The sequence below is a fragment of the Ensifer sp. 22521 genome (assembly GCF_052044795.1).
Taxonomy (GTDB): domain Bacteria; phylum Pseudomonadota; class Alphaproteobacteria; order Rhizobiales; family Rhizobiaceae; genus Ensifer.
In genome coordinates, this window is record NZ_JBQENM010000005.1 from 86632 (window position 1) to 111700 (window position 25069).

A 25069-nucleotide genomic window follows, 5' to 3' on the forward strand; every position below is an offset into this window, starting at 1 on the left:
CCGCGCGAATGAGGGGCAATTCTCGCGAACGATCACGCGTAACAAGCAAAACACACGAACGGAAACAGGGGAGAATCCAAATGGCAATCGAAGGAACGAGCGAGAAGCGCGAGCGCCGCATCCGGCTCGGCATGGTGGGCGGCGGCTCCGGCGCCTTTATCGGCGCGGTGCATCGTATCGCGGCACGGCTCGACGATCACTTTGAACTGGTGGCGGGCGCCTTGTCGTCGACGCCGGAAAAGGCGGAAAGCTCGGGCCGCGAGCTCGGGCTCGACCCGTCGCGCGTCTATTCCGACTTCAAGCAGATGGCGATCCGCGAGGCGAAGCTGAAGGACGGCATCGAGGCGGTGGCCATCGTCACGCCGAACCACGTTCACTACGCCGCTGCCAAGGAGTTTCTGAAGCGCGGCATCCACGTGATCTGCGACAAGCCGCTGACCTCGACGCTTGCCGACGCCAAGAAGCTGAAGAAGGCGGCCGAGGACAGCGATGCCTTGTTCGTGCTGACGCACAACTACACCGGCTATCCGATGGTGCGGCAGGCGCGCGAGATGGTGGCCAATGGCGAGATCGGTGCGGTGCGGCTGGTGCAGATGGAATATCCGCAGGACTGGCTGACGGAAAACATCGAGCAGTCCGGCCAGAAGCAGGCGGCCTGGCGCACCGATCCGGCGCGCTCGGGCGCCGGCGGCTCGACCGGCGATATCGGCACGCACGCCTATAATCTCGGCGCCTTCGTCTCCGGCCTCGAACTGGAGGAGCTTTCGGCCGATCTCGACAGCTTCGTTCCTGGTCGTCAGCTCGACGACAATGCGCATGTGATGATGCGCTTCAAGGCAAAGGACGGTGAGCGCGCCAAGGGGCTGCTCTGGTGCAGCCAGGTCGCGCCCGGCCACGAAAACGGCCTGATGGTGCGCGTCTACGGCACCAAGGGCGGGCTCGAATGGACACAGAAGGACCCGAACTATCTCTGGCACACGCCGTTCGGCGAGCCGAAGCGACTGCTCACCCGGGCAGGTGCCGGGGCGGGTGCTGCGGCAAACCGCGTCAGCCGGATCCCGTCCGGTCATCCGGAAGGTTACCTCGAAGGCTTCGCCAATATCTACACGGAAGCGGCCCGCGCCATTTTCGCCAAGCGCAAGGGCGAAAAGGTCGATCCGGCCGTCACCTATCCGACCATCGGCGATGGCATGAAGGGCATGGTCTTCGTCGACGCCTGCGTCCAGTCATCCAAACGAAATGGTGCGTGGGTAAAGGTGTAGCGGAGCACAAGAACCGGCGAAAGGGCGGGGCATTCCCGCCCTTTTTCGCGAGTTGACATTTGCCAGCACGGCTTTAGGTCGGCCGCGATACAAAAGAAAACAACATGGTCCCGTTTCCGGCGGGGCCGGAACAAGACGAGGCAGAGAGATGATCGATCCCAAGATCCTGGCGCAGCGCTTCCCGGGTGATTTCGTATTCGGGGTGGCGACCGCCTCCTTCCAGATCGAAGGTGCCACCAAGGCCGATGGGCGGAAGCCGTCGATCTGGGACGCCTTTTCCAATATGCCGGGCCGCGTCTTCGGGCGGCACAATGGTGATGTCGCCTGCGACCACTACAACCGGCTGGAAGAGGATCTGGATCTGATCAAGAGCCTCGGGGTCGAAGCCTACCGCTTCTCGATTGCCTGGCCGCGCATCATTCCCGAAGGGACTGGCCCGATCAATGAAAAAGGCCTCGACTTTTACGACCGTCTCGTCGACGGGTTGAAGGCCCGCAACATTAGGGCATTCGCCACGCTCTACCATTGGGATCTGCCGCTGGCGCTGATGGGCGAGGGAGGCTGGACGGCGCGCACGACGGCCTACGCCTTCCAGCGTTACGCCAAGACGGTGATCGCCCGCCTCGGCGATCGCCTCGACGCGGTTGCGACCTTCAACGAACCCTGGTGTTCGGTCTGGCTCAGCCATCTCTACGGCATCCATGCGCCGGGCGAGCGCAACATGGATGCGGCGCTGCATGCCCTGCACTTCACCAATCTGGCGCACGGGCTCGGCGTCGATGCCATCCGCTCGGAGCGGCCGAACCTGCCTGCCGGCATCGTCATCAATGCGCACTCCGTGTACCCTGGCAGCGACCGCAAGGCCGACACAGCAGCGGCCGAACGGGCCTTCGACTTCCACAATGGTGTCTTCTTCGGCCCCATCTTTAGAGGCGAATACCCCGAGAGCTTCATGAGCGCGCTCGGCCACCGCATGCCCACGATCGAAGACGGCGACATGGAGACGATCTCCCGGCCGCTCGACTGGTGGGGGCTCAACTACTACACGCCGATGCGGGTCAGCGCCGACCCGGCGAAGAGTGCGGAGTACCCGGCGACGATCAACGCCAAGGCGGTGAGCGAGACCAAGACGGATATCGGCTGGGAGGTCTACGCACCGGCGCTCGGTAGCCTGGTCAGGACGCTCAACGCGACCTACCAGCTGCCCGACTGCTACATCACCGAGAACGGCGCCTGCTACAACATGGGTGTCGAAAACGGCATCGTCGACGACCAGCCGCGACTCGACTACATCGCCGACCATCTGTCTGTCACGGCCGACCTGATTGCCGAGGGTTACCCGATGCGCGGCTACTTCGCCTGGAGCCTGACGGACAATTTCGAATGGGCCGAAGGCTACAAGATGCGTTTCGGCATCGTCCATGTCGACTACGATACCCAGGTGCGCACCATCAAGAAGAGCGGTCACTGGTACCAGGCGCTCGCCGAAGAGTTCCCGAAGGGCAACCACGCCTGACAATTGGGCGCGTGGTTTCAGCCGACCCGCATCAAGCATAACTCCGGGAAGAACGCGAAACGGTTCTCCCGGATTTGCGTTACCCCAAGATCACCACCGGACCGGCAGGACCTCGAGGCTCTGCCGGTCGAGCTGGGCCAGCACTTCCTTGAAACCGTAGCGCGGCTTCCAATCGAGCTTCTCGATTGCGGCGCTCGGGTCGTAGACCCGGTCGATCGTGGCGGGCAGCGGCCAGCCGCGATCCGCAAAAGCCTGCGACAGTTTTGGCGCGCGTTCGCGCAACAGGCTTGCGGCGTCCTCTGCCAGACGGCGGCAATCGGTCGGAAGCAGCGGCGTTTCGCCAGAGATGATGTAACGCTGGAAGAAAGGGCCGCCGTTGTCGAGTGCCGCCGCATGCGCCGCCGCAACGTCGCGCACATCGATGCCACGGTGCAAGCGATAGCTCGCGACGCGGTCGGCCGCCTCCGGGAAACAGCGCGACATGCGCAATACCCGCACATGCAGGGCACGGTCGGCGGCATTTTCAAGTAGGGCTTCGGCCGCAAGCTTGGTGTGGTGATAAATGGTGTGCGGCTTTGGCGGTGTCTCCTCGGTGATCCAGGCGCAGCCTCCGGCGGTGACCGCGTGGCCGTAAAGAGCCGTCGTGCTGGTAAAGACGATACGGCCGACACCCGTCGCCTGGGCGGCAGCGATCACCAGATGCGTGCCCATCACATTGACGCGTTCGAATTCCTGGTCGGCGAGCATGTCCACATGCGGCGCATGCAGTGCTGCCGTATGGATCACGGCATCCGCCCCCTCCATGGCCCGCTCCAGCAATTCGCCGTCGACGAGATCGCCAACTATCGCGGTCGTGCCGAAAGGCGTGCGGTCGATGCCGATGACATCATGGTCTGCGGCGAGCGCGTTATAGATCGCCCGGCCGATGCGGCCCGAGCTTCCGGTCAAGACGATGCGCATTTCTTACCTCGTAACCCTGTTCCTGCCCGTTAGCATGAAATGCGGTCGGGTGCAGTCCGTTCAAACAAGGATTTCCAAGATGGCGATCTGCGGGATGCGGCACCCAGTGCAGCAAAAGAGCATGGTTTTGCCGATCTCCTTCCTATTGCGGAAAATCATGCCTGTGAAACGCCCGGACAATTCTCCATAAGAGCCGTAGATTATGTCGCATGCGGGCCATGCGGCGCCAAAGTTGAACTGACTGGTTTCTTGATGCTAGAGAAGTGCTCCCTGTTCCGAATGCGTTGTCGAATGTCGGCCTGACCGGACGCGCCTTCCATCCCGACTTTGCCGGGATCACGAGTTTTGAACATCCGAGAGCACCTAATGTATCCGCACATTCCGACTGCGCCTCTTTCGGGGATCTCCGAACGATGAGCGTTTCCGCCTTGAAAGCCACGTCACCGGCTGACGCAGCCGTCGTCTTCGACGGCGTTTCCAAGCATTTCCCCGCCTCCGGCCAAAGCGGCGCCTTCACCGCGCTCGACAATGTCTCGCTGACGGTCGACCGTGGCTCGATCACCGGCATCATCGGTCGCTCCGGCGCCGGCAAATCGACGCTGATCCGCCTCGTTAACGGCCTGGAGAAGCCGAGCGGCGGCAAGGTGCTGGTCGACGGCGTCGATGTCGGCGGGCTCGACGATGCGGCGCTGCGCACGCTTCGCCGCAACGTCGGCATGATCTTCCAGCATTTCAACCTGCTCTCCTCGCGCACCGTTTTCGGCAATGTCGCGCTGCCGCTCGAGATATCAGGCATGGACAAGCGCGCGATCGATCAGCGCGTGCGGCCGCTGCTTGATCTCGTCGGCCTTGCCGACAAGCACGGGCGCTACCCGGCCGAACTCTCCGGTGGCCAGAAGCAGCGAATCGGCATCGCCCGCGCGCTTGCGACCGAGCCGAAGCTGCTGCTCTCCGACGAAGCGACCTCGGCCCTCGACCCGGAGACGACACAGTCGATCCTGGACCTGTTGAAGCGGATCAATGCCGAGCTTGGCCTGACCGTGCTGCTCATCACCCATGAGATGGAAGTGGTGAAGGCGGTGACCTCGGATGTTGCCGTCATCGATCACGGCCGCATCGTCGAGCGCGGCCACACCTTCGACGTCTTCACGCATCCGAAACACGAGACGACGCGCGCGCTGCTTTCGGGCTTGCCGGGCTCCAAGCTTCCGGACGCGGTGGCCCGGGCGCTCAAAGCCCAGCCCGCACCTGGAGACCGTGCCGTCGTGCGGCTCACCTTCTTTGGTGCGGCGGCCGAAAGGCCGCTGATCTCTCAGTTGATCAAATCGGTTGGCGCCGAGGTCAACATCATCGCCGGCACGATCGACGAGATCGGCGGCGCGCCCTATGGCTCGCTGGTCGTTGCCTATGGCGCCGATGCCGAGACATCCGGTCGCGCCGAACGCTTCTTCACCGAAAACGGTCTGGTAACGGAGGTGCTCGGTTATGTCGCCTGATATTCTCCTGCGCATCGGTGGTGCCACCGTCGACACCATCTACATGGTTGCCGTCGCTGGCCTCATCGGCTCGCTGATCGGCCTGCCGATCGGCATCTTCCTCGCGACCAGCGGCAAGGGCGAGCTCTTCCCGGCGCCGACGCTCAACCGCATCGTCGGGCTGATCGTCAACGCCACGCGCTCGACGCCCTTCATCATCCTGGTCGTCGCGATCATTCCCTTTACCCGGCTTTTGACCGGCACCTCGATCGGCACCAAGGCGGCGATCGTGCCTTTGACGATCGCGACGATCCCCTTCGTCGCGCGTCTGGTGGAAGCGGCGATCCGCGAGATCGACAAGGGGCTGATCGAGGCGGCGCGCGCCATGGGCGCCACCCCGATGCAGATCGTCTTCAAGGTGCTGCTTGCCGAAGCGCGTCCGGCTCTGACGTTGGCGCTCACCATGACCGCCGTCAGTCTCATCGGCTATTCGGCGATGGTCGGGGCCGTCGGCGGCGGCGGGCTCGGCGACCTCGGCATCCGCTACGGCTACCAGCGCTTCATGCCCGAAGTAATGCTCGTCGTTGTCATCGTGCTGATCGTGCTGGTGCAACTCGTCCAGAGTGCCGGCGACGGCCTGGCGCGGCGCTTCGACAAGAAAAACCGCAAGACCTGATTTCCTCCCAAGACTGAACGTGAACAAGGAGACATCCATGAAGAAGCTTATCATCGCGGCAGCGATTGCCGCTCTTACCGCCGGCACGGCGCTTGCCGAGACCATCAAGGTCGGCGTCACGCCGGGCGAGCATGCCCAGATCATGGAGAAGGTGAAGGAAGTCGCGGCACCCAAGGGCCTCGACATCGAGATCCTCGAATTCTCCGACTACGTCGTTCCGAACCAGGCTCTGGCCGATGGCGATCTCAACGCCAACTCGTTCCAGCACCAGCCCTATCTCGACAACCAGATCGCCGATCGCGGCTTCGAGATCGTCAGCGTCGGCACCACGATTACCACGCCGATGGGTGTCTATTCGCAGAAGGTGAAGAGCCTCGACGAACTCCAGGACGGCGCGACGATCGCCATCCCGAACGACCCGACCAATGGCGGCCGCGCGCTGCTGGTTCTCGCCTCCAAGGGCCTGATCAAGGTCAAGGAAGAGGCCGGCCTGAAGGTCACGCCTGCCGACATCACCGAGAACCCGAAGAACATCACCTTCGCCGAGCTTGATGCCGCCCAGCTGCCGCGCTCGCTGCAGGACGTCGATGCGGCCGTCATCAACACCAACTACGCGATGGAAGCCGGCCTGCACCCGAAGAAGGACGCGATCGCGATCGAAGGCGAGAAGTCGCCCTATGCCAACGTCATCGCCGTGCGCAAGGCCGACAAGGATGCGCCGTGGGTGAAGACGCTGGTCGAATCCTACCACGACGAAAAGGTGAAGGCCTTCATCAACGACACCTTCAAGGGCGCGCTGATCCCGAGCTGGTAAGCTTCTGATCGAAACAGCAACCGCGCGCCGCATTCCGGCGCGCGGTTTTGCTTTGACCGTGCGTTCCGCGCGGTTATCCTCCCGACGCTTCGAGGAGGAGACGACATGAGTGTGATGAAAGGCGGCTGTCTCTGCGGCGCAATCCGCTACGAGGCGAAGGGGCAACCCCTCTATTCCGGCTTCTGCCATTGCCGCGATTGCCAGCGCACCACCGGAACCGGCCATTGCTGCTACATGATCTTCGATCGCGCGAACGTGGTAATGTCAGGCACCTGCCGCGGCTACGAAACACGCGCCGAAAACGGCAATGTGTCGGTCCGCTATTTCTGCGAAACCTGCGGCAGCCAGGTCTTCGGCTCCGGACCGCCTGACGATTGGCGCTGGTCGATCTATGCCGGTACGCTCGACGATCCCTCAGTGTTCCAGCCGACCGATGCGATATTCACCCGCAGCCGGCATGAATGGGACCGCAGCGCGTTGGCGCTGGATGAATGCGAGGCGCTGCCGGGGTAGCTGCAGCAGCAGGTTTGCCCCTCACCCTAGCCCTCTCCCCGCAGGCGGGGCGAGGGGACGTGCCCGACAGCGGCCGTCGTGCTGGAACCTTCGCTGCCGGTCGGGACCTGCTTGAAAGCGGCGGCCCAAATGCCGGAGCCTGATCTGTGATGAGACGGCGCCAGATCTCCCTTCGCCCGCTTGCGGGGAGAAGGTGCCGGCAGGCGGATGCGGGGCCTCCCTCACCGCGCGGATGAGGGGCGAAACCGCCGTTCAGCTACCGAGGTGGCGTTCGCCGCGCTTCTTCGCAAGCTCGATCTGCTTCTGGCGCTGGCGGTAGCGTTCGCGGTCCTCGTCTGTGCGGACCTCGTAGCAATGAATGCAGGAAACGCCGTCCTCGTGGTGCGGCGAGAGGAGATCGGCCTTGGTCAGCGGCTGGCGGCAGGCATGGCAGAGCGTGTGCTCGCCTTCTTCCAGACCATGGGTAACGGAGACGCGATCGTCGAAGACGAAGCAGGCGCCTTCCCAGAGGCTTTCTTCTTGGGGCACTTCCTCGAGATACTTCAGGATGCCGCCCTTGAGGTGGTAGACCTCGTCGAAGCCCTGTTCCTTCATGAAGGCGGTCGCCTTCTCGCAGCGGATGCCGCCGGTGCAGTACATGGCGATCTTCGGCTTGTTGTGCAGGCCGGTGTGGTTGCGCACCCAGTCCGGGAACTCGCGGAAGGTCTTGGTCTGCGGATCGACCGCGCCCTTGAAGATGCCGATCGCCGTCTCGTAGTCGTTTCGCGTGTCGATGACGATCGTCTCGGGATCGGAGATCAGCGCGTTCCAATCCTTCGGGTCGACATAGGTACCGACGATCTTGTTGGGGTCGATGTTCTCGACACCCATCGTGACGATTTCCTTTTTCAGCCGCACCTTCATGCGCAGAAACGGCATCGAGGACGCGCGGCTTTCCTTGTGCTCCAATGCTCCAAGCTCCGGCTGCGCGCGCAGGAAGGCAAGCACCGTGGCGATGCCGGTATCCGTGCCGGCGATCGTGCCGTTGATGCCCTCATGGGCGATGAGCAATGTGCCCTTGACGCCGTTCTCGTCGCAGACTGCCTGCAGCGGTTCGCGGAATTCGGCGAAGCGCGGGAAGCTTGCGAAATGATAGAGCGCGGCGACCAGAAACTGGCCGTGGGTCTCACCATGGGTCTCAGGGCGCGGGGTGGTGGAAATGTCGGTCATGGCCGGTGCAAATACAGCTTTCGCGCCGCAAGCGCAATCGTGGCGGGCGAGAGGGGGCACTCTGTCGCTGCAGGTCACGATGAAACGAGTTGAATGAACCGGCGGGAAACCGCAGGCGGGATCGCATCGCGTCTTGGTTCCGCATCATGTTCAAGAAACAATTGGATGCTAATATGCAACTCAAAAGGGTGGAGGCGCGATTTAGGAATTGCGCGAGCGCCGCTGCTGTTTGCGAGATCAATGCGCGAGAGAGCGGGACCGCCAGCTGGGAGGAGACGCAGATCACTTGGGGCCCTGAGCCATGCAAACCTAAGGTGCGTAACAATGAAGACTCCTGCGCCAGGGTACACGCAGGCAGATCCCCCGATCCTATCCGAATGCCGCTGGCATGGACCTGAGCGCCGTCCTTAGCACGCTCTATGTGTGGTTAGCCGAGGACTTTCGCTTGGTCCGTCTGCTTTTCTCGGTCGTCGGCGTGGGACTTGCGTTGGATATCGCATGGAAGCTGCGGCGTGACGCGCTGCTTCGGCGTCGTGGAACATCGACCAAGGGACGGATCGTCCAAGTGTCGAGTGGGGAGGACTACGACACCGCCATCATTCGGTTCACAGACGGGGCGGGACGCACACACGAATTCGACTCCGAGCTTCCTCATTCAGGCGAGCCCGTCGGGACAAGCGTCGACGTACGCTATGACCCTCAGACCCCAGGGCGTGCCCATCTCGCCGGCAGACCCCTAAGGCGCATGTTGCTGTACGTGGTGTCTCTGATCGTCGCCGCGGGTTTTGTCTTCCTGGCGGTGGTGCTCGACGGCTGAATACAGCGGGGAGCCCCAGCTAGCGCGCGGCGTCGAGCCAGAGCAGACGGATCGTTCGGCTCTCTTCGTCGGGCTGCTCCTGGAAGACCGTTGCTGCCAGTGTCAACGCGTCGTCTCGCAAGGTTTCCTGCCGGGCAATGACGGCGGCGATGAGATGGGCCTGGTCCTGGCTGTTGCCGGCCAGCGCCGGATCTTCGTTGATCAACTGGATCATGACGGAGAGATCGTTGAGGTGGCCGAGCGTGTCGACCAGCATCTTGGCCTCGCTGCGCTTGGCCTGGATAGCAGACGGCCAGGTGTCGCGCATAAGTCCCAGATGCATGCGGTAGTCCTGCGCCCGCTTGCGCAACTCGTGGAAGGCGCCGGCATCGGTGCTCGAGCCGCAGGCTTCCTTGGCGCGGGCGGCGCGCTTGAGCGTCTGCTGCCAGCCTTTCGTCAGTCGGGCGGCGGTTCTACGGCGACGATCGTCAAAAGAGACATGGGCCAGTGCTTGCAGGGCGTGTTCACAAGTGACGATGGTTGCGGCAACGCGGTCCTCGATGTCGGTCTCGCAGGCAGCGATGCGGTCGCGACGTTTCTCCAGCCGCTTGCAAATGTGGGTGAGAGCCTTCTCCTGTTCGACGCTGGCAGCCGATGCCCTCAGGTATTGAGCGTTTTCCACCAGCGCTGCCGCATCGCGGACGGTTGAGAGATTGCGGGCCATGTCGCGTATGCGCGCGTTTTCGTGCTTCTGGAATTGCGGCGCGTCGGCGGCGACGAGCCGATAGAGCGAACGCAGACGCTTGAAGTTCTTGCGGGCCTCATGGATGGCTTCGTGGAGGCCATCAGGGCGGTCTTCGAGGGTCATGACCGCCTGCGTGAATTGCTCGGCGGCAATGGCGCGGAAATCGTCGGTGAACGGCCGTCCGGGCCGGAAGGCGTAGGTCATGATTGGGGTTCCATCAGCCCCTCTGTGGCAAGCGCCTGGTTGGAATAACGGCGGTCGCCGGTGACTTCGCGGCCGATCCAATTGGGCAGCGCCGGCAAGTCGGTCTCGCGCTTCATCTCCACTTCGGCGACGACCAGGCCCTTGAGCGCGCCTTCGTAGACATCCACTTCCCAGATGAAGCCCTTGTACGGGATGCGATATCGTCGTTTCTCAATGACGATGCCGACCGCCTGCGTCAGCATCTCACGGGCGTCGTCCATAGGTACATCGTATTCATATTCGTTTCTGACCAGCGCCGACTTGCCGATCTTGATGGTGAGGCGCGCCCACTTGTTGCCGTGGATGCGCACGCGCAGCGAGCGGTCGTCCATGGTGACGACATAGGCTTGCCTGAGGTCGATGCCCTTGTCCGCATGCTCTCGCCACCCGTCGGACGCGACCAGAAACTTGCGTTCTATTTCCTTCGCCATGGATAATCCGCCATTTCGATAGGCTCGCCGTCATCAAACTATCGCTTTCGTGCGAAGGCTCAAGTCATCTCTTTGTTGTAGGTAATATTTTATCTTCAGCTTACATGAGAATGCCGCACACTTGCGCCCTTAGGTCTCGACAACCGGTGGCCGGCGGAGTATGCGGAGGGCATATTCAATCGTTTTAAAAAGGACGATCGGCATGAGCGCGAAAACCGACAGGCTTCTTTCCATCCTCAAATTGCAGCCGGTCGTTCCGGTCCTCGTGATCGACGACGTCGCGACCGCCGTGCCGCTGGCGCGCGCTCTGGTTGCCGGCGGGTTGAGGGCGATCGAGATCACGCTGCGCACGCCGGCAGCGCTCGAAGCGATCAGCGCGGTTGCCAACGAAGTGGAAGGTGCTGTTGCCGGCGCCGGCACGATCCTCAATGCCGCGCAATTCGAAGCGGCGGTCGAAGCCGGCTCCAAGTTCATCGTCAGCCCCGGCACGACGCAGGAACTGATCGATGTCGCGAACGACCACGACGTGCCACTGCTGCCGGGTGCCGCGACGGCGAGCGAAGTCATGGGCCTGCGTGAAGAAGGCTACGACGTCATGAAGTTCTTCCCGGCGGAACAGGCCGGTGGTGCCGCCTATCTCAAGTCGCTGTCTTCGCCGCTGGCCGGCACGATGTTCTGCCCGACCGGCGGGATCTCGCTTTCCAACGCGCGCGACTATCTGACGCTTCCGAACGTCGTCTGCGTTGGCGGCTCCTGGGTTGCACCGAAGGATCTGGTCGCCAAGGGCGATTGGGCCGGAATCACCAAGCTTGCGGCCGAAGCCTTCGCCCTCAAGGGCTGAGCGGGAAGCACTGCGTTCTACATTTGCAGGCCGGGCGAAAGCCCGGCCTTTTTCGTTGGTCGCGGTGTTCTTCGTCACACGCGCCTGGCGCGAATTTGTATTTCCCCTGCAACGTTCCTATGTCTCAATCCATTCGACGGCGCGAGCGCGGGCGGCGCTCCGTTTCGGTTGACCTTAACCGCCCGGAACCGACAAGGAGCGAAACCCGATGTTCGACGCGAAGAAATTGCTGGATCAGTTTCTGGGATCGCAGGTGCCCGGTGCCGGCGGCACGGTGCGCGATCGCGCGACCCAGGCAACGCAGCTTGCCAAGGACAATCCGCTGGCGACGGGCGCCATCGCCGCGGTCCTGCTCGGCACCAAGTCGGGTCGCCAGCTGGCCGGCAATGCCGCCGTGCTCGGCGGCCTCGCGGCCATCGCGGGTCTCGGTTACCAGGCCTACAAGAACTATCAGGCCGGCAACACGCCGGGAGGCGCAACCGTTGCCAAGGGGGAACCGGAACTCCTGCCGCCGCCGGCCGATTCCGGCTTCCCTTCTGCGCCGGAGGCCGTCAGCCACGATTTCGCGCTGACCCTGGTGCGGGCGATGATCGCGGCCTCGCGCGCTGACGGGCACATCGACGAGGCCGAGCGTCAGCACATCATGGACAAACTGTCGGTCTCCGGCCTTTCGGCCGATGCCGCCGCCTTCCTCGACAACGAGCTTGCCAACCCTGTCGATATCGACGCGATCGTCGGTGCGGCCAAGACGGAAGAAGAGCGCGTCGAGGTCTATACCGCATCGCGCCTGACGATCGAGCCGGAGACGCGTGCGGAGCGTGGCTATCTCGACCTGCTGGCCGGCCGCCTCGGCCTTCCGGACGCTTTGGTCGACCACATCGAGGCGACCGTATCGGCCGCCAAGGTGCCGGCTACGGCCTAGCATCCTCGCCTGATCCTCATGGGTTCATAACCAGTTTGAATTTGTATCGGTCGCCACTCTGGCCTATTGCGAAGTGCAAGGGGTAACGGAGGAGCGGCCGATGCGTGATCTCAAGAACTGGAAAGGATGCCCGGCGCCGAAGGGCGTCGCGCTCGAAGGGCGCTTCGTCAAGCTCGAGCCCTATGAGCGTGACCGGCATCTTCAGGACCTCTGGGACGGTCTCGGCGGCATGGCGATCAATCCGCTGCTCAGGTATTTCACGCAGCCGGACTTCAAGGACATTGAAGGTTTTGATGCCTGGCTAACGGCGGCGCAGGAGAAGTCCGGTTGGGTCACCGAAGTGTTTCGCGACAAGGCGACGGGTATCGTCGTCGGCATGGCCAATTACATGCGTGCCGATCCCGCCAATGGCGTCGTTGAAGTCGGCTCTGTCGCCCATGGCGCCGCCATGGCCCGCTCACCGCTCTCGACCGAAGTCCATTACCTGATGGCGAAACACGTCTTCGAGGAGCTCGGCTATCGCCGCTACGAATGGAAATGCCACAGCGAGAACATGGCAAGCCGCAACACGGCGGCGCGCCTCGGCTTTACGTTCGAGGGCATCTTCCGCCAGCACATGATCTCCAAGGGCGAAAACCGCGACACGGCCTGGTTCTCGATGATCGACAGCGAATGGCCGCTGCTCAATGCCGCATTCGAAACCTGGCTCGCAGCTGATAACTTCGACGAGGATGGTCGCCAGAAGCGGCGGCTTGAAGATATACGTGCGGACTTGGAGCGGAAGGCGTCCAAGTAGGCGCCCGACGTTCGGTCGCACCAGACAACAGCAGGGAAGTCATGCAGAACAAGGAAAAGTCACCGGCGATCGCCGCTGCGATCATTCTCGTCGTTGCCGGCCTCGGCTTCTTCGTGCTGCCGTCGATCATGCTGAAGCTTGGCGACATCTCGCCCTGGCTTGCCGCCGCCTTCGGCGTGATCTTCGTGCTGGCCTTCTTCCTGCTGTTCTGGCTCCGAGCCCGCTACCAGCGCAAGCGCGGGCTGTGAGTTAGCCTCAAGAAGTCGCGAGAGCGGGAATTGCCTCAGACTTGCCCGCGCCCGGCTCGCTCAAACGCGCTTTTTTTGGTTGGCACACGTGTGAAACCGGCTTGTTCGGGCGTTGACTCCGGGCAATCTTCGAGCAAGTAGCCGAACGAATACCATGCGTCATAGTCATTCCGCGCGCCGGAGGGCCGCGTCCAGTAGTCATCGACGACCCAGAACGAGTAGCCACCGTTAACGTCGCTTGCTCCAATTCCATGTTTCTCGGAAAGCCAGAACCTGAAGGCGGCGGATTCCCCGGACCATATGTACTTAATGGCCCAGCCGTCCTTTCCGAGTTTCGCGGCTATTTCCTCGAACTCAAGCGTATCGAAATTCATCTGTGGTACCCGTCGGGTAGGTGATTCACCCCTGCAGCGCAGCGCCCAACAAAACGAGCCCCAGGATCAGAACCAGTGCCGCCCCGGCGATCTCGATGCCGTTGGAGATGCGGGCTGCTGACGTGGTGCTCGACGCGTAGCGCAGCGCAACGCCCTTGGCCGTGACGGCCATGGTCGCGAGGATCGAGACGGTGATCGCGGTGCCGATCGACATGGCGAAGACCGAGAGCACGCCGCCGAGATAGAGCCCGTTCAGGAGCGCGAACGACAGCACGATCAGCGCGCCGGAGCAGGGACGCAGGCCGACGGCGATAACGGCCGACCAGGCTTCCCGGAGCGCAAAACGATCGCCCTTCAGCATCGACGGATCGGGGGCGTGCGCATGCCCGCAGCTCGCGCAGACTTCGCCAGGGCCATGGCTGTGCCCATGGTGCCCGCCGTGTTCGTGATGATGGTGATCGTGATGATCATGATCGTGCGCGAGATGGATATGCCCGCCGCCGGCGACTGAGGCCACGGCGACCGGACGTAGCATCGACCGCAGCTTGCGCAGGAGCAGCCATCCGCCGAAAGCGGCAATGAGCGCGTAGCTGGCGATTTCCAGCCACCGCGTCGCCGTGGTCATGTTGATCGACGAACCGCGCAGCAGCAGATAGACGGCGCCGATCAAAAGGATCGCGACGATCCCCTGCAAGATCGAGGAAAGGAACGACAACATTACGCCGCGCTTCAGCTCGGTCTCGTTGGCGATCATGTAGGAGGAGATCACCGCCTTGCCGTGGCCGGGGCCGGCGGCATGAAGAACACCATAGGTGAAGGAGAGCCCGACCAGCGACCAGAGCTGCCAGGGGTTTTCCCGCATGCCCTTCAACGCGTTGGTCATCAGCCGATAGAAGCCTTGCTGCTCCATGTTCACCCAGGCGAAGAAACCGCCGAGGAAACCGGTCGTCTTGAATGCAGGCTCGGCCGTTCCGATGCCGAGCGGCGACTGGGCCGCCGCAAGCGTTGCGGAGAGCGCCGTGACGATGAGCGCTGCCGTGACCAGACGTCCGATCCTGCGGGTGTTCAGCATGTGATCTCTATCCTGGTTGCAAAGAGCTTCGACATGTCTGTGCCGGTCGGATCGCTCCAGAAGGCATCGGTCAGGGTGTCCTTGTTCTCGGCGAGAACCTCGTCGGGATCGGGGCGGACGACCTTGTGCTCGCAGGCGTTGATCTTGTCGCCGACGACGGTCAGGTCGTTGTCGGTCGCGAAATCCATCGCCGTATACATGGTCGGATCATAGACGCCGAAGGAAAGCTTGCCCTTGAGCGGCATCGGCTCGGCCGGCTTGACGGCAAACATCATCATGAGCTGCCCGTCCTTGTAGTCGACGGTGATGCTGTCCGGCTTGTTGACCTTGATGGTTTTGCCGTTGTCGAGGATCGTCGTGTAGTAATTGTACTCAGACAGCGACTCCAGCACGGTCTGGCCGACTTCCGCCAGTTCGTCCGGATCGAGCATCGCATTCGAGTTCTTGTCGAAATCGAGCACCACGCTCGACGAAAACAGCTCGTCGAAACGCCAGACGTTTCGCAGTTCGCTGACTTCGGCCTTGTCGTCGGAGACCACCTCGAGCCGCGCTTCCGCGAAGATGTGCGGATGGGCAAGGGCCAGCGACGGCGCAAGCAGGGTGGCAAGGCCGGCCATGATGAGGCGTTTGGTTCTCATGAAACGGCAATCCTTTCGGCGGGGCGATCTCCCGCGATTCGTTTCCGGGAATGTACCGGAAATGGGACGGAATTGGGACTTGGCCGATCACATGCGCCGGCGGCTGCTTCGGTGGTGCACAGGCGGTCAGCGTGGCTTGCGGAACCAGGCATGCAGGAAATCGACCAGCGTCCTGACCTTGGCCGGCAGATAGCGGCGATGCGGATAGATCGCATAGATGCCGCGGTCGCGCGGCAGGAAATCGTCAAACATCGTCACGAGTTCGCCCGCCGCGATCTTCGGCCGGGCAATGAAATCGGGAATGACCGCGACGCCCATGCCGGAGACGGCGGCCCTCAGAGCGGCAAGCGGACTGTTGACCTCGATCGGGCCGCTGACCGGAACGGTGAAGGCCGAGCCGTCGGGCTCGACGAAGCGCCAGTTGGAATAGGAGCGGCCATTGGTGTCGAGAATGCAGGGGAGCTTGGAAAGATCGGTCGGGTGTTCGATCGGGCCGGATTTCTCAAGAAACTCCGGCGCGGCGCAGATCAGCACCTGGAAATCGTCGAGCTTGCGGGCGATAAGCGTGGAATCCTCCAGTCGCGTTATGCGGATGGCAGCGTCGAAGCCTTCCTCGACGAGATCGACGAAGCGGTCGTCCGAGACGATCTCCAGCGAGAGCTCAGGATGCTGCTTGCCGAAGTCGATGAGCGACTGGCCGATCTCGGCATCGACGAAAGTGCGCGGCGCCGTGATGCGTAGCCGTCCCTTCAGGTCGGAGTTGTTGGCGCGCACGAGATCGGCAAGGTTGTCGATCTCCTTCAGGATTTCCGAGGCGGTGCGGTAGTAGGTATGGCCGGCTTCGGTCAGCGAGAATTGCCGGGTGGTGCGGTTGAGCAGCAGCGCGCCGAGCTCGTCCTCGAGTTCGCGCACATATTTCGAAAGTAGCGCCTTCGACTTGCCGACGCGCCTGGCGGCGGCCGAGAACCCCTCGGCGTCCACGACGTCGATGAAGGCGCGGATGCGGGTGAGTGTGTCCATGGCAATCTTTCTTTCGTGCTCTCAATCGCGTTGCGCCGATTCGATGCGAACGCCTCTTTTCGCGCCGAGGATGCCGACGGCAGATTGTCCGTCGCTTGCGCCTGATGCACCGGTTTCGGCGGATACCGGCGCATGCTGAAAATAATGACCCTTTTCAATAATTTACAGCAGTGATCGATCCGGCGCAGATCGTTCAATGTTTGTGAACACCGCCAGTTTTGCCTGCTTGGAAAAAAATTCAACTGCCAGTGCGAAAAAACTCTTGATTGCGACAGGCTTTTTTCTTACCTACGCCCTTGCCCAAAGTCGCACGTGCCTGTGGGTGTCCGCCGACCCTCGATTAGGTGAGGGTATCGGTAAGGTACCTGGAACTAACCCCTCCAGTCGCTATTCCGGCCAACCGGGAAATGCGAGGACATCTTGAAGCAACGACGGTGCGGGCCTTTCTGGTGTCTGCCGGCTTTCCAACAGCCGGGGTTACTGAAGAGGCACACCTTCATTGCCGGAAGTGCGGTTGGGTTATCCCCTCCAATCCATGGCAGACAAAGCCGAATTGAAGCCTAGGCGGGCTTTGATTCACCGTTCGCGCATCGAGCGCATGCATGGTTCCGGGGTCTCCACCGGCTGGTTCCAGCGCATGTGCGCGTATGCCCTTTGTCCTCCGCGAAAGCGGAGCATTTTGGATCAGGGGAATATGGCCATGACCACGGCACGCATCATCGACTTCATCAACACCCGACGACCCGAAGGTCCTTGCCTCGTTGTCGACCTCGACGTCGTGCGCGACAACTTCAAGGCCTTCCGTCACGCGCTGCCCGACAGCTCGATCTATTACGCCGTCAAGGCCAATCCGGCGCCGGAAATCCTGCGCCTTCTCGCCGGTCTCGGCTCCTCCTTCGATTGCGCGTCCGTCGCTGAAATCGAAATGGCGCTCGATGCCGGTGCGACCCCGAGCCGCATTTCCTATGGCAACACCATCAAGAAGGAGCGCGACATTGCCCGCGCCCATGCGCTTGGGGTCAATTTGTTCGCGGTCGACAGCCATGAGGAAGTCGAGAAGATCGCCCGTGCCGCTCCCGGCGCCCGTGTGTTCTGCCGCGTTCTGACCAATGGCGAAGGCGCCGAATGGCCGCTGTCGCGCAAGTTCGGCTGCGTCCCGCAGATGGCCGTCGACGTGCTCGTCTATGCCCATCAGCATGGCCTCGTCTCCTACGGCGTCTCGTTCCATGTCGGTTCGCAGATGACGAAGCTCGACGCCTGGGATGCGGCTCTCTCGGATGCCAAGCGCGTCTTCGTGCAGCTTGCCAAGCGCGGCATCGAGCTGAAGATGGTCAACATGGGTGGGGGCTTCCCGACGAAGTACCTGAAGGACGTCCCGACGGCGGAAGCCTACGGCCAGGCGATCTTCGGTGCCCTGAAGAAGCACTTCGGCAACAACATCCCGGAGACCATCATCGAGCCCGGTCGCGGCATGGTCGGCAACGCCGGCGTGATCAAGGCGGAAGTCGTTCTGGTGTCGAAGAAGTCGGACAACGACGCCCATCGCTGGGTGTTCCTCGACATCGGCAAGTTCGGCGGTCTCGCCGAAACCATGGACGAGGCGATCCGCTACCCGATCCGCACGGCGCGCGATGCCGACGAAATGGAGCCTTGCGTACTCGCCGGCCCGACCTGCGATTCGGCTGACGTGCTCTACGAGAAGAACATGTATCCGCTGCCGATCACGCTTTCGATCGGCGACGAGGTTCTGATCGAAGGCACCGGCGCCTACACGACGACCTACTCGGCCGTCGCCTTCAACGGCTTCGAGCCGCTGAAGGCCTACGTAATCTGATCCGGATTGCTCCCGTCTTCGGGCGGGAGCGCCATTTCACAATTTTTGTTCGGTCCGCCTGAAGCGGTTTTGATGACGGGAGGCCCCGATGGCCGCTGTTGTTGACGCCCTGCGCGCATTCTTTGCGCCCACTACATTTGTAATCGATGCCGAAAATCCGGGCGACGTCGTCGCGCGCGAGAACCTGCTCGACCGTGCCATGGGGCCGGAGCGGCGCCGCAAGTCGTCGGAAAAGCTGCGCAGTGGCCGGCTGCCGGCCGAGGGCCTTGCCTTCGTCGCGCGTGATATCGACGGTCATGTGATCGGCACGGTGCGTCTCTGGAACGTTGAAGCCGGTGTCAACCGCGAAGGCCATGCCCTGCCGGCATTGCTGCTCGGTCCGCTCGCGGTCGATCCTGATCATGAGGGCAAGGGCATCGGCGGCATGCTGATGCGGGCGGCGATCGAAGAGGCCAAGAACCGCGGCCATGGCGCGATCCTGCTCGTGGGCGACGCCGCCTATTACGAGCGCTTCGGCTTCTTCGCGGGCCGCACGCAGCACCTCGTCATGCCCGGCCCGTTTGAGCGCAACCGGTTCCTGGCGCTCGAGCTTCGGGACAACTGGCTTGAGGGCGCTGCCGGCCTGATCGTCGCCAGCGGCCGTAAGCTGACGATGCCGCCGGTCCGCCGCGCGGCTTGATACCCCTTTCCGCCTCCAACCCTGCGGAGGCGGATTTTTCGCTGCTCCCTCGCTGGTCCGATGCGACCGGTGAGGGGGCAGACGCCCATGGGCCGGGCGCTCTCTCCCGATGATTTCGTGATCTTCCTTGACAACGCGGCGTCGCTGACCTGTCCTTGCGGACAAGGCCTCGTTGCAAGTGCATGGAAATCTCCCGCATGGATCCGTTCATTCTCGGGGCAGCGACCCTGCTGCCCTTTCTGCTGACATCCTTCATCATCGAACTGACGCCCGGGCCGAACATGGCTTACCTCGCCATGGTTGCGGCCTCGGAGGGGCTTCGGCCCGGCATGGCGACCGTTGCCGGCGTCGCGCTCGGCCTGGCACTCGTGGGCTTCGCCGCCTCCTTCGGGGTTGCCGAGTTCGTCGGTCAGTCGGACATGCTCTACGGCGCACTTCGCTGGGCAGGGGTCGGCTTCCTGCTCTATCTTGCCTTCGACGCCTGGAACGGCAACGGCGAGGAGGCCGGTCCGAGCGGCAAGCCGGTATCCTTCTATTTTCGACGTGGCTTGATCACCAATCTGCTCAATCCGAAGGCGGCCCTGTTCTTCGTAACCGTCCTGCCGACCTTCGTTGACGACGCCCGGCCGCTGTTGCCGCAGAACCTGACGCTTGCTGCGATCTATGTGGGCGTCGCGACTGCGGTGCATGCCGCGATCGTGCTTCTGGCAGGGGCTTTGGAGCCGGTCCTCAACTCACCGTCCCGCGAACGCCTGGTGCGACGCGTGCTCGCACTGATGCTCGCGGCCGTGGCGATCTGGTTCGGGTGGTCGACGCGACGCTAGGGGTGCCCGGGCAAAGGACCGACTAGGTCTCCGTGCGCGCGTCGTAGCCGACGAAGGCAAGCTTGTTGCCGTCCGGGTCGCGCACATAGGCCGCGTAGAAGCCGTCTCCGTATTGCGGGCGGAAGCCCGGTTTTCCCTCTTCGCTACCACCGCGCTCCATTGCGATTTCGAACAACCGGTCGATCAGCCCGGCGCTTTCCACCAGGAAGGCCGTCATGGCGCCGTTGCCGACCGAGGCGGGACGCGTGTCGAAGGGGTAGCAGGCGAAGAAGCGCGGCGCCTTGTCGTCGTCCTTTCGGCCCCACGAGGACACCTGCTCGTCGCAATAGCAGCGTTCCTGGCCGATCAGCGTCATCAGCGGATCATAGAAACGCTCTGCACGTTTCAGGTCCGACGTCCCGACCATGGTGTAGCCGATCATGCCTGTCTCCTCGCCTTGCCCGTCTCGGTGGCAAGTCGTCTCACACCTGCTCCAGGCACGCAACAGTGGCAATCGGGATTAGAAGGGGCCACCGATACGCGCAACGATGGTGTTCGCGCTGTGTTGCCGTGGATCGCATGTGCCTCAAGACGAGAAGCGGATGGTGTCCTCGGCGCCGTCCGCCTTTTTGTGCGTTACTGCCCCCTTGAGAAACGCGCGGCCGCGTTCGGACAGGCGATTGCCGACGGCAAGGCTTTCGGTGAGGCCGAGTTCCTTCAGTTTGCGGATACGCGTCTTGAGTGTCAGTTTTTCCATGCCGATGGCGGCGCTCAATTCCGTGGCGGTCGTTCCGTCGCGGGCAGCGATCAGCGTGAGCACCGGTATCGTCCAGGCCATGCCCGCGCTGCCGTCGAAGTCATCGAGCTTGCGGCCGATCTCTGCCCGTTCTTCGCTGCCGAAGTCGGACATTTCCCGGAGCGTGATGCGTGTATCGTCGCCGGCTCGGTGGAAGGCGATGCGGTAGCAACAGCCCTCGCGGCGAGCGGCAAGCTCTTTCAAGAGAGCGCCGAGGTCGGCAAAGCCGGCTTTACGGGCGTCGCCGTCGGTGATTGCGCCTTCCTCGACCTCGTCGACGGCATCGATGGCGAGAACGCCGACTGCGGTGCGCAGCGTACCACCGGCCCTGACCGTCGGCTTCGTCCAGCGTCGGAAGGCCAAGGTCACGTCGCCACTGGCGATGACTGCGAGCACGTGCTGACGAAACAGCATTTCAGATGGTGGCGCGGCGATAGAGGGCGAGCGAGCCGGCGAGCGCCAGTAGCGCGCCGCCACAGAGCCGATCGAGCCAGACGGCGCCGGAGTGCTTGAGGAAGGCCGCGGCCTGTGCACCGAGCAGCGCATAACCGAACATCACGGCAAGATCGACCGAGGCGAAGACGAGCGCTAGGATGGCATATTGCGGTGCTTGCGGTGCAGCGGCGTCGATGAATTGCGGCAGGAAGGCGGTGAAGAACAGGTAGCCCTTGGGGTTGGTGACGGCCACGAGGAAGCTCTTGAGGAAGATGGCGACCGTGGAAACGGGATGACCGGAGCCGCTTGCCTCGGTTGCGACCTGGATCGTCCCTTTCGACCGCAACAGCATGATGCCGAGAAAGGCGAGGTAGGCGGCGCCCAGCCATTTGACGACGGTAAACCAGAATTCGGAGGCGGCGAGCAGGGCGCCGAGACCGAGTGCGACGGCGCCGATCAGCACGAAATCGGAGAGCACGGCGCCGAGCATGCCGGCGATTGCGCGCTTCACGCCATAACGCGAGCCGTTGGTGAGCGCGAGCAGAACCGTCGGGCCCGGTGTCGCGATGCCGATGAAGGCAACCAGCGCGAATGCGAGTATCGTCATGTCGGTCATGATGTCCTCCCTCGTCGTCTCCCGCGCCGTAGTCGTCCCACAGCTTTTGCGCGTGCGCAATCGTCTTTTGCGCCTGCACGATCGCCGCTCTTCCGGGCCAAGTTTGACAGTCGAGACGGCATCCCCTATGGAAACGGCAGGGTGAAGGTCCCTGCCGTCCGCGAGCGTCATGCTTTGGTGAAGTCCTTCTTCGAGACACGGTCAGCCGAAACGGCATGCGAACCGGTGGCAATGCGGGCTCCCATCTCCAAGGAATGCATGCCGCTGCAGGAGACCCTCTCATGACGCGCGGAACAACCACGCTTCCCTCACTCGATGCCCTGAAAGATCAGGCCAGGCGCCTGCGTACCCGCCTTGCTGCCGAAGGCGAAACCATCGGCCATTCCCGCTCGCTTGAATTGATCGCCGCGCAATACGGCTTTCGCGACTGGAACACGCTGCATGCCTCCGTCGGCAACCGGCCGCCCTTCAATCCCTGGATGCTGGGCTCGCGGGTGAAGGGGCGCTATCTCGGCCAGGCTTTCGAAGGCGAGATCCTGTCGGTGCAGGCGCTGACGGCGCAGCCGGGGCGCTATCGCCTGACGATGAAATTCGACGAACCGATCGACGTCGTCACCTTCGAAAGCTTCTCGGCCTTCCGTCAACGGGTCACTGCGACGGTGGATGAGACGGGTCGGACGATCGAAAAAACCTCGAACGGGCTTCCTCAACTCGAACTCGAATGGTGAAACTGGCGCCGGTCGGGCTTTGCGATGCGGATGAGCCCGCTTCCGGTCCGTGCAACGGCTTCCGATCAACGTCCCCGAAGCGCTGCTTCCGGGGACGTTTTCGTTCCAGGGCAGATGGGAGTTGCGGCGTTAAGCGATCGGTCCCTTGGGTCCCTGCGCAAGAGCGCTCGATTCGAGGTTAGTTGCGAATGAGTTGCATTTGCATTATTGATGTAGCTGCAAATGATTTGCAAAAGCATGTGGCGCATTGCTGACCTATGCCATCGCAGCGCGGCGCGTGGCTTATCCAATCGAGAGAGGGGCCAAAAATGGACAAGCCGACGAGACCAGACCTGCTCCGAAGGCGGAGCCTTCTGATGGGCGGGCTGGCGGCGGCGGGCGGGACCGCGATCTGCACCAGCGCCACCTTGGGCCAACAGCAGGCGAGCCATGCCGGTCATGCTGCGCCGGCGGGGGCGGCCGCCCAGGATACGATGCCCGCCATGGGGCATGGGGCGATGATGACGATCGGCGATGTCGACAGCACCGTCAACGGTTTCGACCCGACCGACATGCTGACCGATTGGGAGACCGGTACGGTCTCGATGCTGCCGGATGGACGAACGCTCAGAACCTTCGAGATGACCGCGCAGGATCGCGACATCGAAATCGCGCCCGGCATCACCTTTCCGGCCTGGACCTATAATGGCCGCGTGCCGGGGCCAGCACTTCGGGCAAAGGAGGGCGAGCGTCTGCGGATCGTCTTTCGCAACTACGCATCTCATCCCCACTCGATCCACTTTCATGGCATTCATGCCGCGCGCATGGATGGCGTGCCGGGTGCCGGCATGGTCGATCCCGGCGATGAGTTCATTTACGAGTTCGACGCCAAGCCGTTTGGCTGCCACCTCTATCATTGCCATGCGATGCCGCTGCGCCGACATATCCACAAGGGCATGTATGGCGCCTTCATCATCGACCCCGATCCCGAGCGCCGGCCGGAACATGTGGACGTCGCCCGCTCCCGACTGCTCGGCACGCCGGAGAATGCCGGCTGGCAGGAACTGGTGATGGTGATGAACGCCTTCGACACCAATTTCGATGCCGAAAACGAATTCTATGCGGTCAACACTGTCGCTCACGCCTTCATGAAGCGGCCGATCCGGATCGTGAAAGACAAGCCGGTACGCATCTATCTGGTCAATGTCATCGAGTTCGACCCGATCAACTCGTTTCACCTGCACGCCAATTTCTTCGATTATTACGATCAGGGCACGACGTTGACGCCAACATTAAAAACCGTCGATCTCATAACCCAGTGCCAGGCACAGCGCGGCATCCTCGAATTCACCTTCGCCGAGCATGAGCCCGGTCTTTACATGTTCCACCCGCATCAGACCGAGTTTACCGAGCTCGGCTGGGTCGGCATGTTCGATGTGGTGGAGGCGCTGGCATGAACGAGACCCTGCCGAGAGCTGCGATCCGCGCGGCAAAGACCAACCTGGTGTGGCTGGCGCTGCCTCTCATCGCCTTTGCCATTGCTGTTGCCTGGATTCTATCGGCGGATCCGTTGTCAGGATTTCGCAATGGTGCGCCGCCTATCGAAAACCTGACTTTCGAAAGGACCGTGCTCGACGATAGCGGCCTTCGTCTCCTTGTTCGCGCCGGTGGATCCGAACCGATGACAGTGGCGCAGGTTCAGGTGGACGACGCCTATTGGCAATTCACCCAGGATCCGCCGGGAGCGATCGAGCGGGGCAGGGCGGCGTGGCTGAACCTGCCATTCCCATGGATGCTGGGCGAGGCGCATGCCGTGAAGGTGGTGACCAACACCGGGGCCACTTTTGCGCATGACATTGCCGTCGCCGTGCCGACGCCGCAGGCAACGACGGGCCAGTTGCGACTGCAGGCGCTGGTCGGCCTTATTGTCGGCATCGTGCCGGTGGCCGTCGGCCTGATGTTCTACCCGGTGTTGCGTGGCGTCGGTCGCGACGGCATGGCCTTCCTGCTGTCTTTGACGATCGGCTTGCTCGGCTTCCTGTTTGTCGATGCGAGTGCAGAAGCGCTCGAACTTGCCGGCGAGGCGGCCGCGATCTTCCAAGGGCCGGTCATGGTGGTGCTGGCGGCCTTAAGCAGTTTCCTTCTGCTGATGGCGATCGGGCGGCGAAGCGGTGCGCCGGCCGGGCTTGCGCTTTCCACTTACATCGCGCTCGGGATCGGCCTGCACAATCTCGGCGAGGGGCTGGCGATTGGTGCCGCTTTTGCGGCGGGGTCGGCTGGGCTCGGTACCTTCCTGGTGCTGGGCTTTGCGCTCCACAACGTCACCGAGGGCATCGGCATTGCCGCTCCGATCCTGAAAAAGAGGCCATCCATCTGGACGTTCGTCGGGCTGACGCTGCTTGCCGGCAGTCCGGCGGTGATCGGCATGTGGCTCGGAAGCCTTGCGACCTCGGCGCAGTGGTCGGCGTTGGCGCTAGCGGTTGGTGCAGGGGCGATCCTGCAGGTGATCGTCGAAGTCGGCGCCTATCTGATGCGACAAAGCGAGCGCGGGCGCGACGTGTTCCGGACGCCGCCGGTTCTGGCCGGTCTCGCGACCGGCGCCGCCTTCATGTATGTCACCGCCGCGCTGGTGAAGATCTGAAGCGGGA

At 62.7% G+C, this 25069-nt stretch carries 28 protein-coding genes; 17 read left to right on the forward strand and 11 right to left on the reverse strand.

Going from position 1 to position 25069, the window contains the following annotated elements:
- The first annotated feature begins 80 nt into the window (after nt 1–80).
- Nucleotides 81–1262, forward strand: coding sequence for a Gfo/Idh/MocA family protein (locus ACTJKE_RS08345; protein ID WP_440691677.1), 1182 nt, complete (start codon nt 81–83; stop codon nt 1260–1262).
- A 148-nt stretch (nt 1263–1410) separates the two neighbouring features.
- Complete coding sequence (locus tag ACTJKE_RS08350) at nt 1411–2778, forward strand: GH1 family beta-glucosidase (protein WP_440691679.1); 1368 nt, start codon at nt 1411–1413, stop codon at nt 2776–2778.
- 90 nt (nt 2779–2868) lie between these two features.
- Here ACTJKE_RS08350 and ACTJKE_RS08355 read toward each other — a convergent pair whose 3' ends face one another.
- Nucleotides 2869–3738, reverse strand: coding sequence for an NAD-dependent epimerase/dehydratase family protein (locus ACTJKE_RS08355; RefSeq protein ID WP_057254553.1), 870 nt, complete (start codon nt 3736–3738; stop codon nt 2869–2871).
- Between the two features lie 413 nt (nt 3739–4151).
- Here ACTJKE_RS08355 and ACTJKE_RS08360 point away from each other — a divergent pair, with 413 nt between their 5' ends.
- The 4 genes from ACTJKE_RS08360 to ACTJKE_RS08375 all read left to right on the forward strand — a co-directional run bounded on the left by ACTJKE_RS08360 (nt 4152) and on the right by ACTJKE_RS08375 (nt 7216).
- Nucleotides 4152–5234, forward strand: a complete 1083-nt coding sequence (locus ACTJKE_RS08360; RefSeq protein WP_093233563.1) for a methionine ABC transporter ATP-binding protein — start codon at nt 4152–4154, stop codon at nt 5232–5234.
- Nucleotides 5224–5889, forward strand: a complete 666-nt coding sequence (locus ACTJKE_RS08365; RefSeq protein WP_440691682.1) for a methionine ABC transporter permease — start codon at nt 5224–5226, stop codon at nt 5887–5889. The genes ACTJKE_RS08360 and ACTJKE_RS08365 overlap by 11 nt, the downstream gene beginning before the upstream one ends.
- 37 nt (nt 5890–5926) lie before the next feature.
- Entirely contained in the window at nt 5927–6703 is a 777-nt protein-coding gene (locus ACTJKE_RS08370; protein ID WP_058325277.1) for a MetQ/NlpA family ABC transporter substrate-binding protein, read from the forward strand.
- 105 nt (nt 6704–6808) lie between these two features.
- The gene (locus tag ACTJKE_RS08375) at nt 6809–7216 is read left to right on the forward strand and encodes a GFA family protein (RefSeq protein WP_063891571.1); all 408 of its coding nucleotides are present in this window, start codon (nt 6809–6811) and stop codon (nt 7214–7216) included.
- Between the two features lie 252 nt (nt 7217–7468).
- Here the strand turns inward: ACTJKE_RS08375 and trhO are convergent, their stop codons facing one another.
- Nucleotides 7469–8425 carry an oxygen-dependent tRNA uridine(34) hydroxylase TrhO gene (gene trhO / locus ACTJKE_RS08380; RefSeq protein WP_440691684.1) on the reverse strand — a complete coding sequence of 319 codons (957 nt, stop codon included), beginning with the start codon at nt 8423–8425 and terminating at the stop codon, nt 7469–7471.
- 388 nt (nt 8426–8813) lie between these two features.
- Here trhO and ACTJKE_RS08385 point away from each other — a divergent pair, with 388 nt between their 5' ends.
- Entirely contained in the window at nt 8814–9242 is a 429-nt protein-coding gene (locus ACTJKE_RS08385) for a DUF3592 domain-containing protein (RefSeq protein ID WP_112996773.1), read from the forward strand.
- Nucleotides 9243–9261: 19 nt separating this feature from the next.
- Here the strand turns inward: ACTJKE_RS08385 and ACTJKE_RS08390 are convergent, their stop codons facing one another.
- Together ACTJKE_RS08390 and ACTJKE_RS08395 are read right to left on the reverse strand one after the other, a co-directional pair.
- Complete coding sequence (locus tag ACTJKE_RS08390) at nt 9262–10170, reverse strand: CHAD domain-containing protein (RefSeq protein WP_057254558.1); 909 nt, start codon at nt 10168–10170, stop codon at nt 9262–9264.
- Nucleotides 10167–10640 (reverse strand): CYTH domain-containing protein, encoded by a 474-nt coding sequence (locus ACTJKE_RS08395; protein ID WP_057254559.1) that lies wholly within the window; start codon nt 10638–10640, stop codon nt 10167–10169. The genes ACTJKE_RS08390 and ACTJKE_RS08395 overlap by 4 nt, the downstream gene beginning before the upstream one ends.
- A gap of 202 nt (nt 10641–10842) precedes the next feature.
- Here ACTJKE_RS08395 and ACTJKE_RS08400 point away from each other — a divergent pair, with 202 nt between their 5' ends.
- The 4 genes from ACTJKE_RS08400 (at nt 10843) to ACTJKE_RS08415 (ending at nt 13447) form a co-directional block, all read left to right on the forward strand.
- Entirely contained in the window at nt 10843–11481 is a 639-nt protein-coding gene (locus tag ACTJKE_RS08400) for a 2-dehydro-3-deoxy-phosphogluconate aldolase (RefSeq protein WP_057254560.1), read from the forward strand.
- Between the two features lie 208 nt (nt 11482–11689).
- Entirely contained in the window at nt 11690–12403 is a 714-nt protein-coding gene (locus tag ACTJKE_RS08405; protein ID WP_093233561.1) for a tellurite resistance TerB family protein, read from the forward strand.
- A gap of 100 nt (nt 12404–12503) precedes the next feature.
- On the forward strand, nt 12504–13199 hold the full coding sequence (locus tag ACTJKE_RS08410) for a GNAT family N-acetyltransferase (RefSeq protein WP_440691688.1): 696 nt from the start codon (nt 12504–12506) through the stop codon (nt 13197–13199).
- A 41-nt stretch (nt 13200–13240) separates the two neighbouring features.
- On the forward strand, nt 13241–13447 hold the full coding sequence (locus tag ACTJKE_RS08415) for a hypothetical protein (protein WP_093233560.1): 207 nt from the start codon (nt 13241–13243) through the stop codon (nt 13445–13447).
- Nucleotides 13448–13482: 35 nt separating this feature from the next.
- Here ACTJKE_RS08415 and ACTJKE_RS08420 read toward each other — a convergent pair whose 3' ends face one another.
- The 4 genes from ACTJKE_RS08420 to ACTJKE_RS08435 form a co-directional block, all read right to left on the reverse strand.
- Nucleotides 13483–13821 (reverse strand): hypothetical protein, encoded by a 339-nt coding sequence (locus ACTJKE_RS08420; RefSeq protein WP_093233559.1) that lies wholly within the window; start codon nt 13819–13821, stop codon nt 13483–13485.
- Between the two features lie 25 nt (nt 13822–13846).
- On the reverse strand, nt 13847–14893 hold the full coding sequence (locus tag ACTJKE_RS08425; protein WP_093233558.1) for a nickel/cobalt transporter: 1047 nt from the start codon (nt 14891–14893) through the stop codon (nt 13847–13849).
- On the reverse strand, nt 14887–15531 hold the full coding sequence (locus ACTJKE_RS08430) for a DUF1007 family protein (protein WP_440691691.1): 645 nt from the start codon (nt 15529–15531) through the stop codon (nt 14887–14889). Before ACTJKE_RS08430 ends, ACTJKE_RS08425 begins: the two co-directional genes overlap by 7 nt.
- Nucleotides 15532–15657: 126 nt before the next feature.
- A complete protein-coding gene (locus ACTJKE_RS08435; protein ID WP_057254565.1) occupies nt 15658–16551 on the reverse strand; it encodes a LysR family transcriptional regulator in 894 nt (297 codons plus the stop codon).
- A 694-nt stretch (nt 16552–17245) separates the two neighbouring features.
- Between ACTJKE_RS08435 and odc2 the strand changes: the two genes are divergently transcribed.
- The 3 genes from odc2 (at nt 17246) to ACTJKE_RS08450 (ending at nt 19888) form a co-directional block, all read left to right on the forward strand.
- Nucleotides 17246–18385 carry an ornithine/lysine decarboxylase gene (gene odc2, locus ACTJKE_RS08440; protein WP_234793116.1) on the forward strand — a complete coding sequence of 380 codons (1140 nt, stop codon included), beginning with the start codon at nt 17246–17248 and terminating at the stop codon, nt 18383–18385.
- 88 nt (nt 18386–18473) lie between these two features.
- Nucleotides 18474–19064 (forward strand): GNAT family N-acetyltransferase, encoded by a 591-nt coding sequence (locus ACTJKE_RS08445; protein WP_058325267.1) that lies wholly within the window; start codon nt 18474–18476, stop codon nt 19062–19064.
- Nucleotides 19065–19261: 197 nt separating this feature from the next.
- Entirely contained in the window at nt 19262–19888 is a 627-nt protein-coding gene (locus ACTJKE_RS08450; RefSeq protein WP_440691694.1) for a LysE family translocator, read from the forward strand.
- Nucleotides 19889–19910: 22 nt separating this feature from the next.
- On the opposite strand, the gene ACTJKE_RS08455 is transcribed toward ACTJKE_RS08450, so the two are convergent.
- From ACTJKE_RS08455 to ACTJKE_RS08465, 3 genes are all read right to left on the reverse strand, one after another.
- Complete coding sequence (locus ACTJKE_RS08455) at nt 19911–20309, reverse strand: VOC family protein (RefSeq protein WP_440691696.1); 399 nt, start codon at nt 20307–20309, stop codon at nt 19911–19913.
- A 144-nt stretch (nt 20310–20453) separates the two neighbouring features.
- Nucleotides 20454–21077, reverse strand: a complete 624-nt coding sequence (locus ACTJKE_RS08460) for a hypothetical protein (RefSeq protein ID WP_440691698.1) — start codon at nt 21075–21077, stop codon at nt 20454–20456.
- 1 nt (nt 21078) lies between these two features.
- Nucleotides 21079–21714, reverse strand: coding sequence for a LysE family translocator (locus tag ACTJKE_RS08465; RefSeq protein ID WP_440691700.1), 636 nt, complete (start codon nt 21712–21714; stop codon nt 21079–21081).
- A gap of 281 nt (nt 21715–21995) precedes the next feature.
- On the opposite strand from ACTJKE_RS08465, the gene ACTJKE_RS08470 reads away from it, so the two are divergent.
- From ACTJKE_RS08470 to ACTJKE_RS08480, 3 genes are all read left to right on the forward strand, one after another.
- The gene (locus tag ACTJKE_RS08470) at nt 21996–22442 is read left to right on the forward strand and encodes a glyoxalase superfamily protein (protein ID WP_057254571.1); all 447 of its coding nucleotides are present in this window, start codon (nt 21996–21998) and stop codon (nt 22440–22442) included.
- A gap of 308 nt (nt 22443–22750) precedes the next feature.
- Nucleotides 22751–23878, forward strand: coding sequence for a multicopper oxidase domain-containing protein (locus ACTJKE_RS08475; RefSeq protein ID WP_440691702.1), 1128 nt, complete (start codon nt 22751–22753; stop codon nt 23876–23878).
- Nucleotides 23875–25062, forward strand: coding sequence for a ZIP family metal transporter (locus tag ACTJKE_RS08480; RefSeq protein ID WP_440691704.1), 1188 nt, complete (start codon nt 23875–23877; stop codon nt 25060–25062). Before ACTJKE_RS08475 ends, ACTJKE_RS08480 begins: the two co-directional genes overlap by 4 nt.
- The last annotated feature ends 7 nt before the right edge of the window (nt 25063–25069 follow it).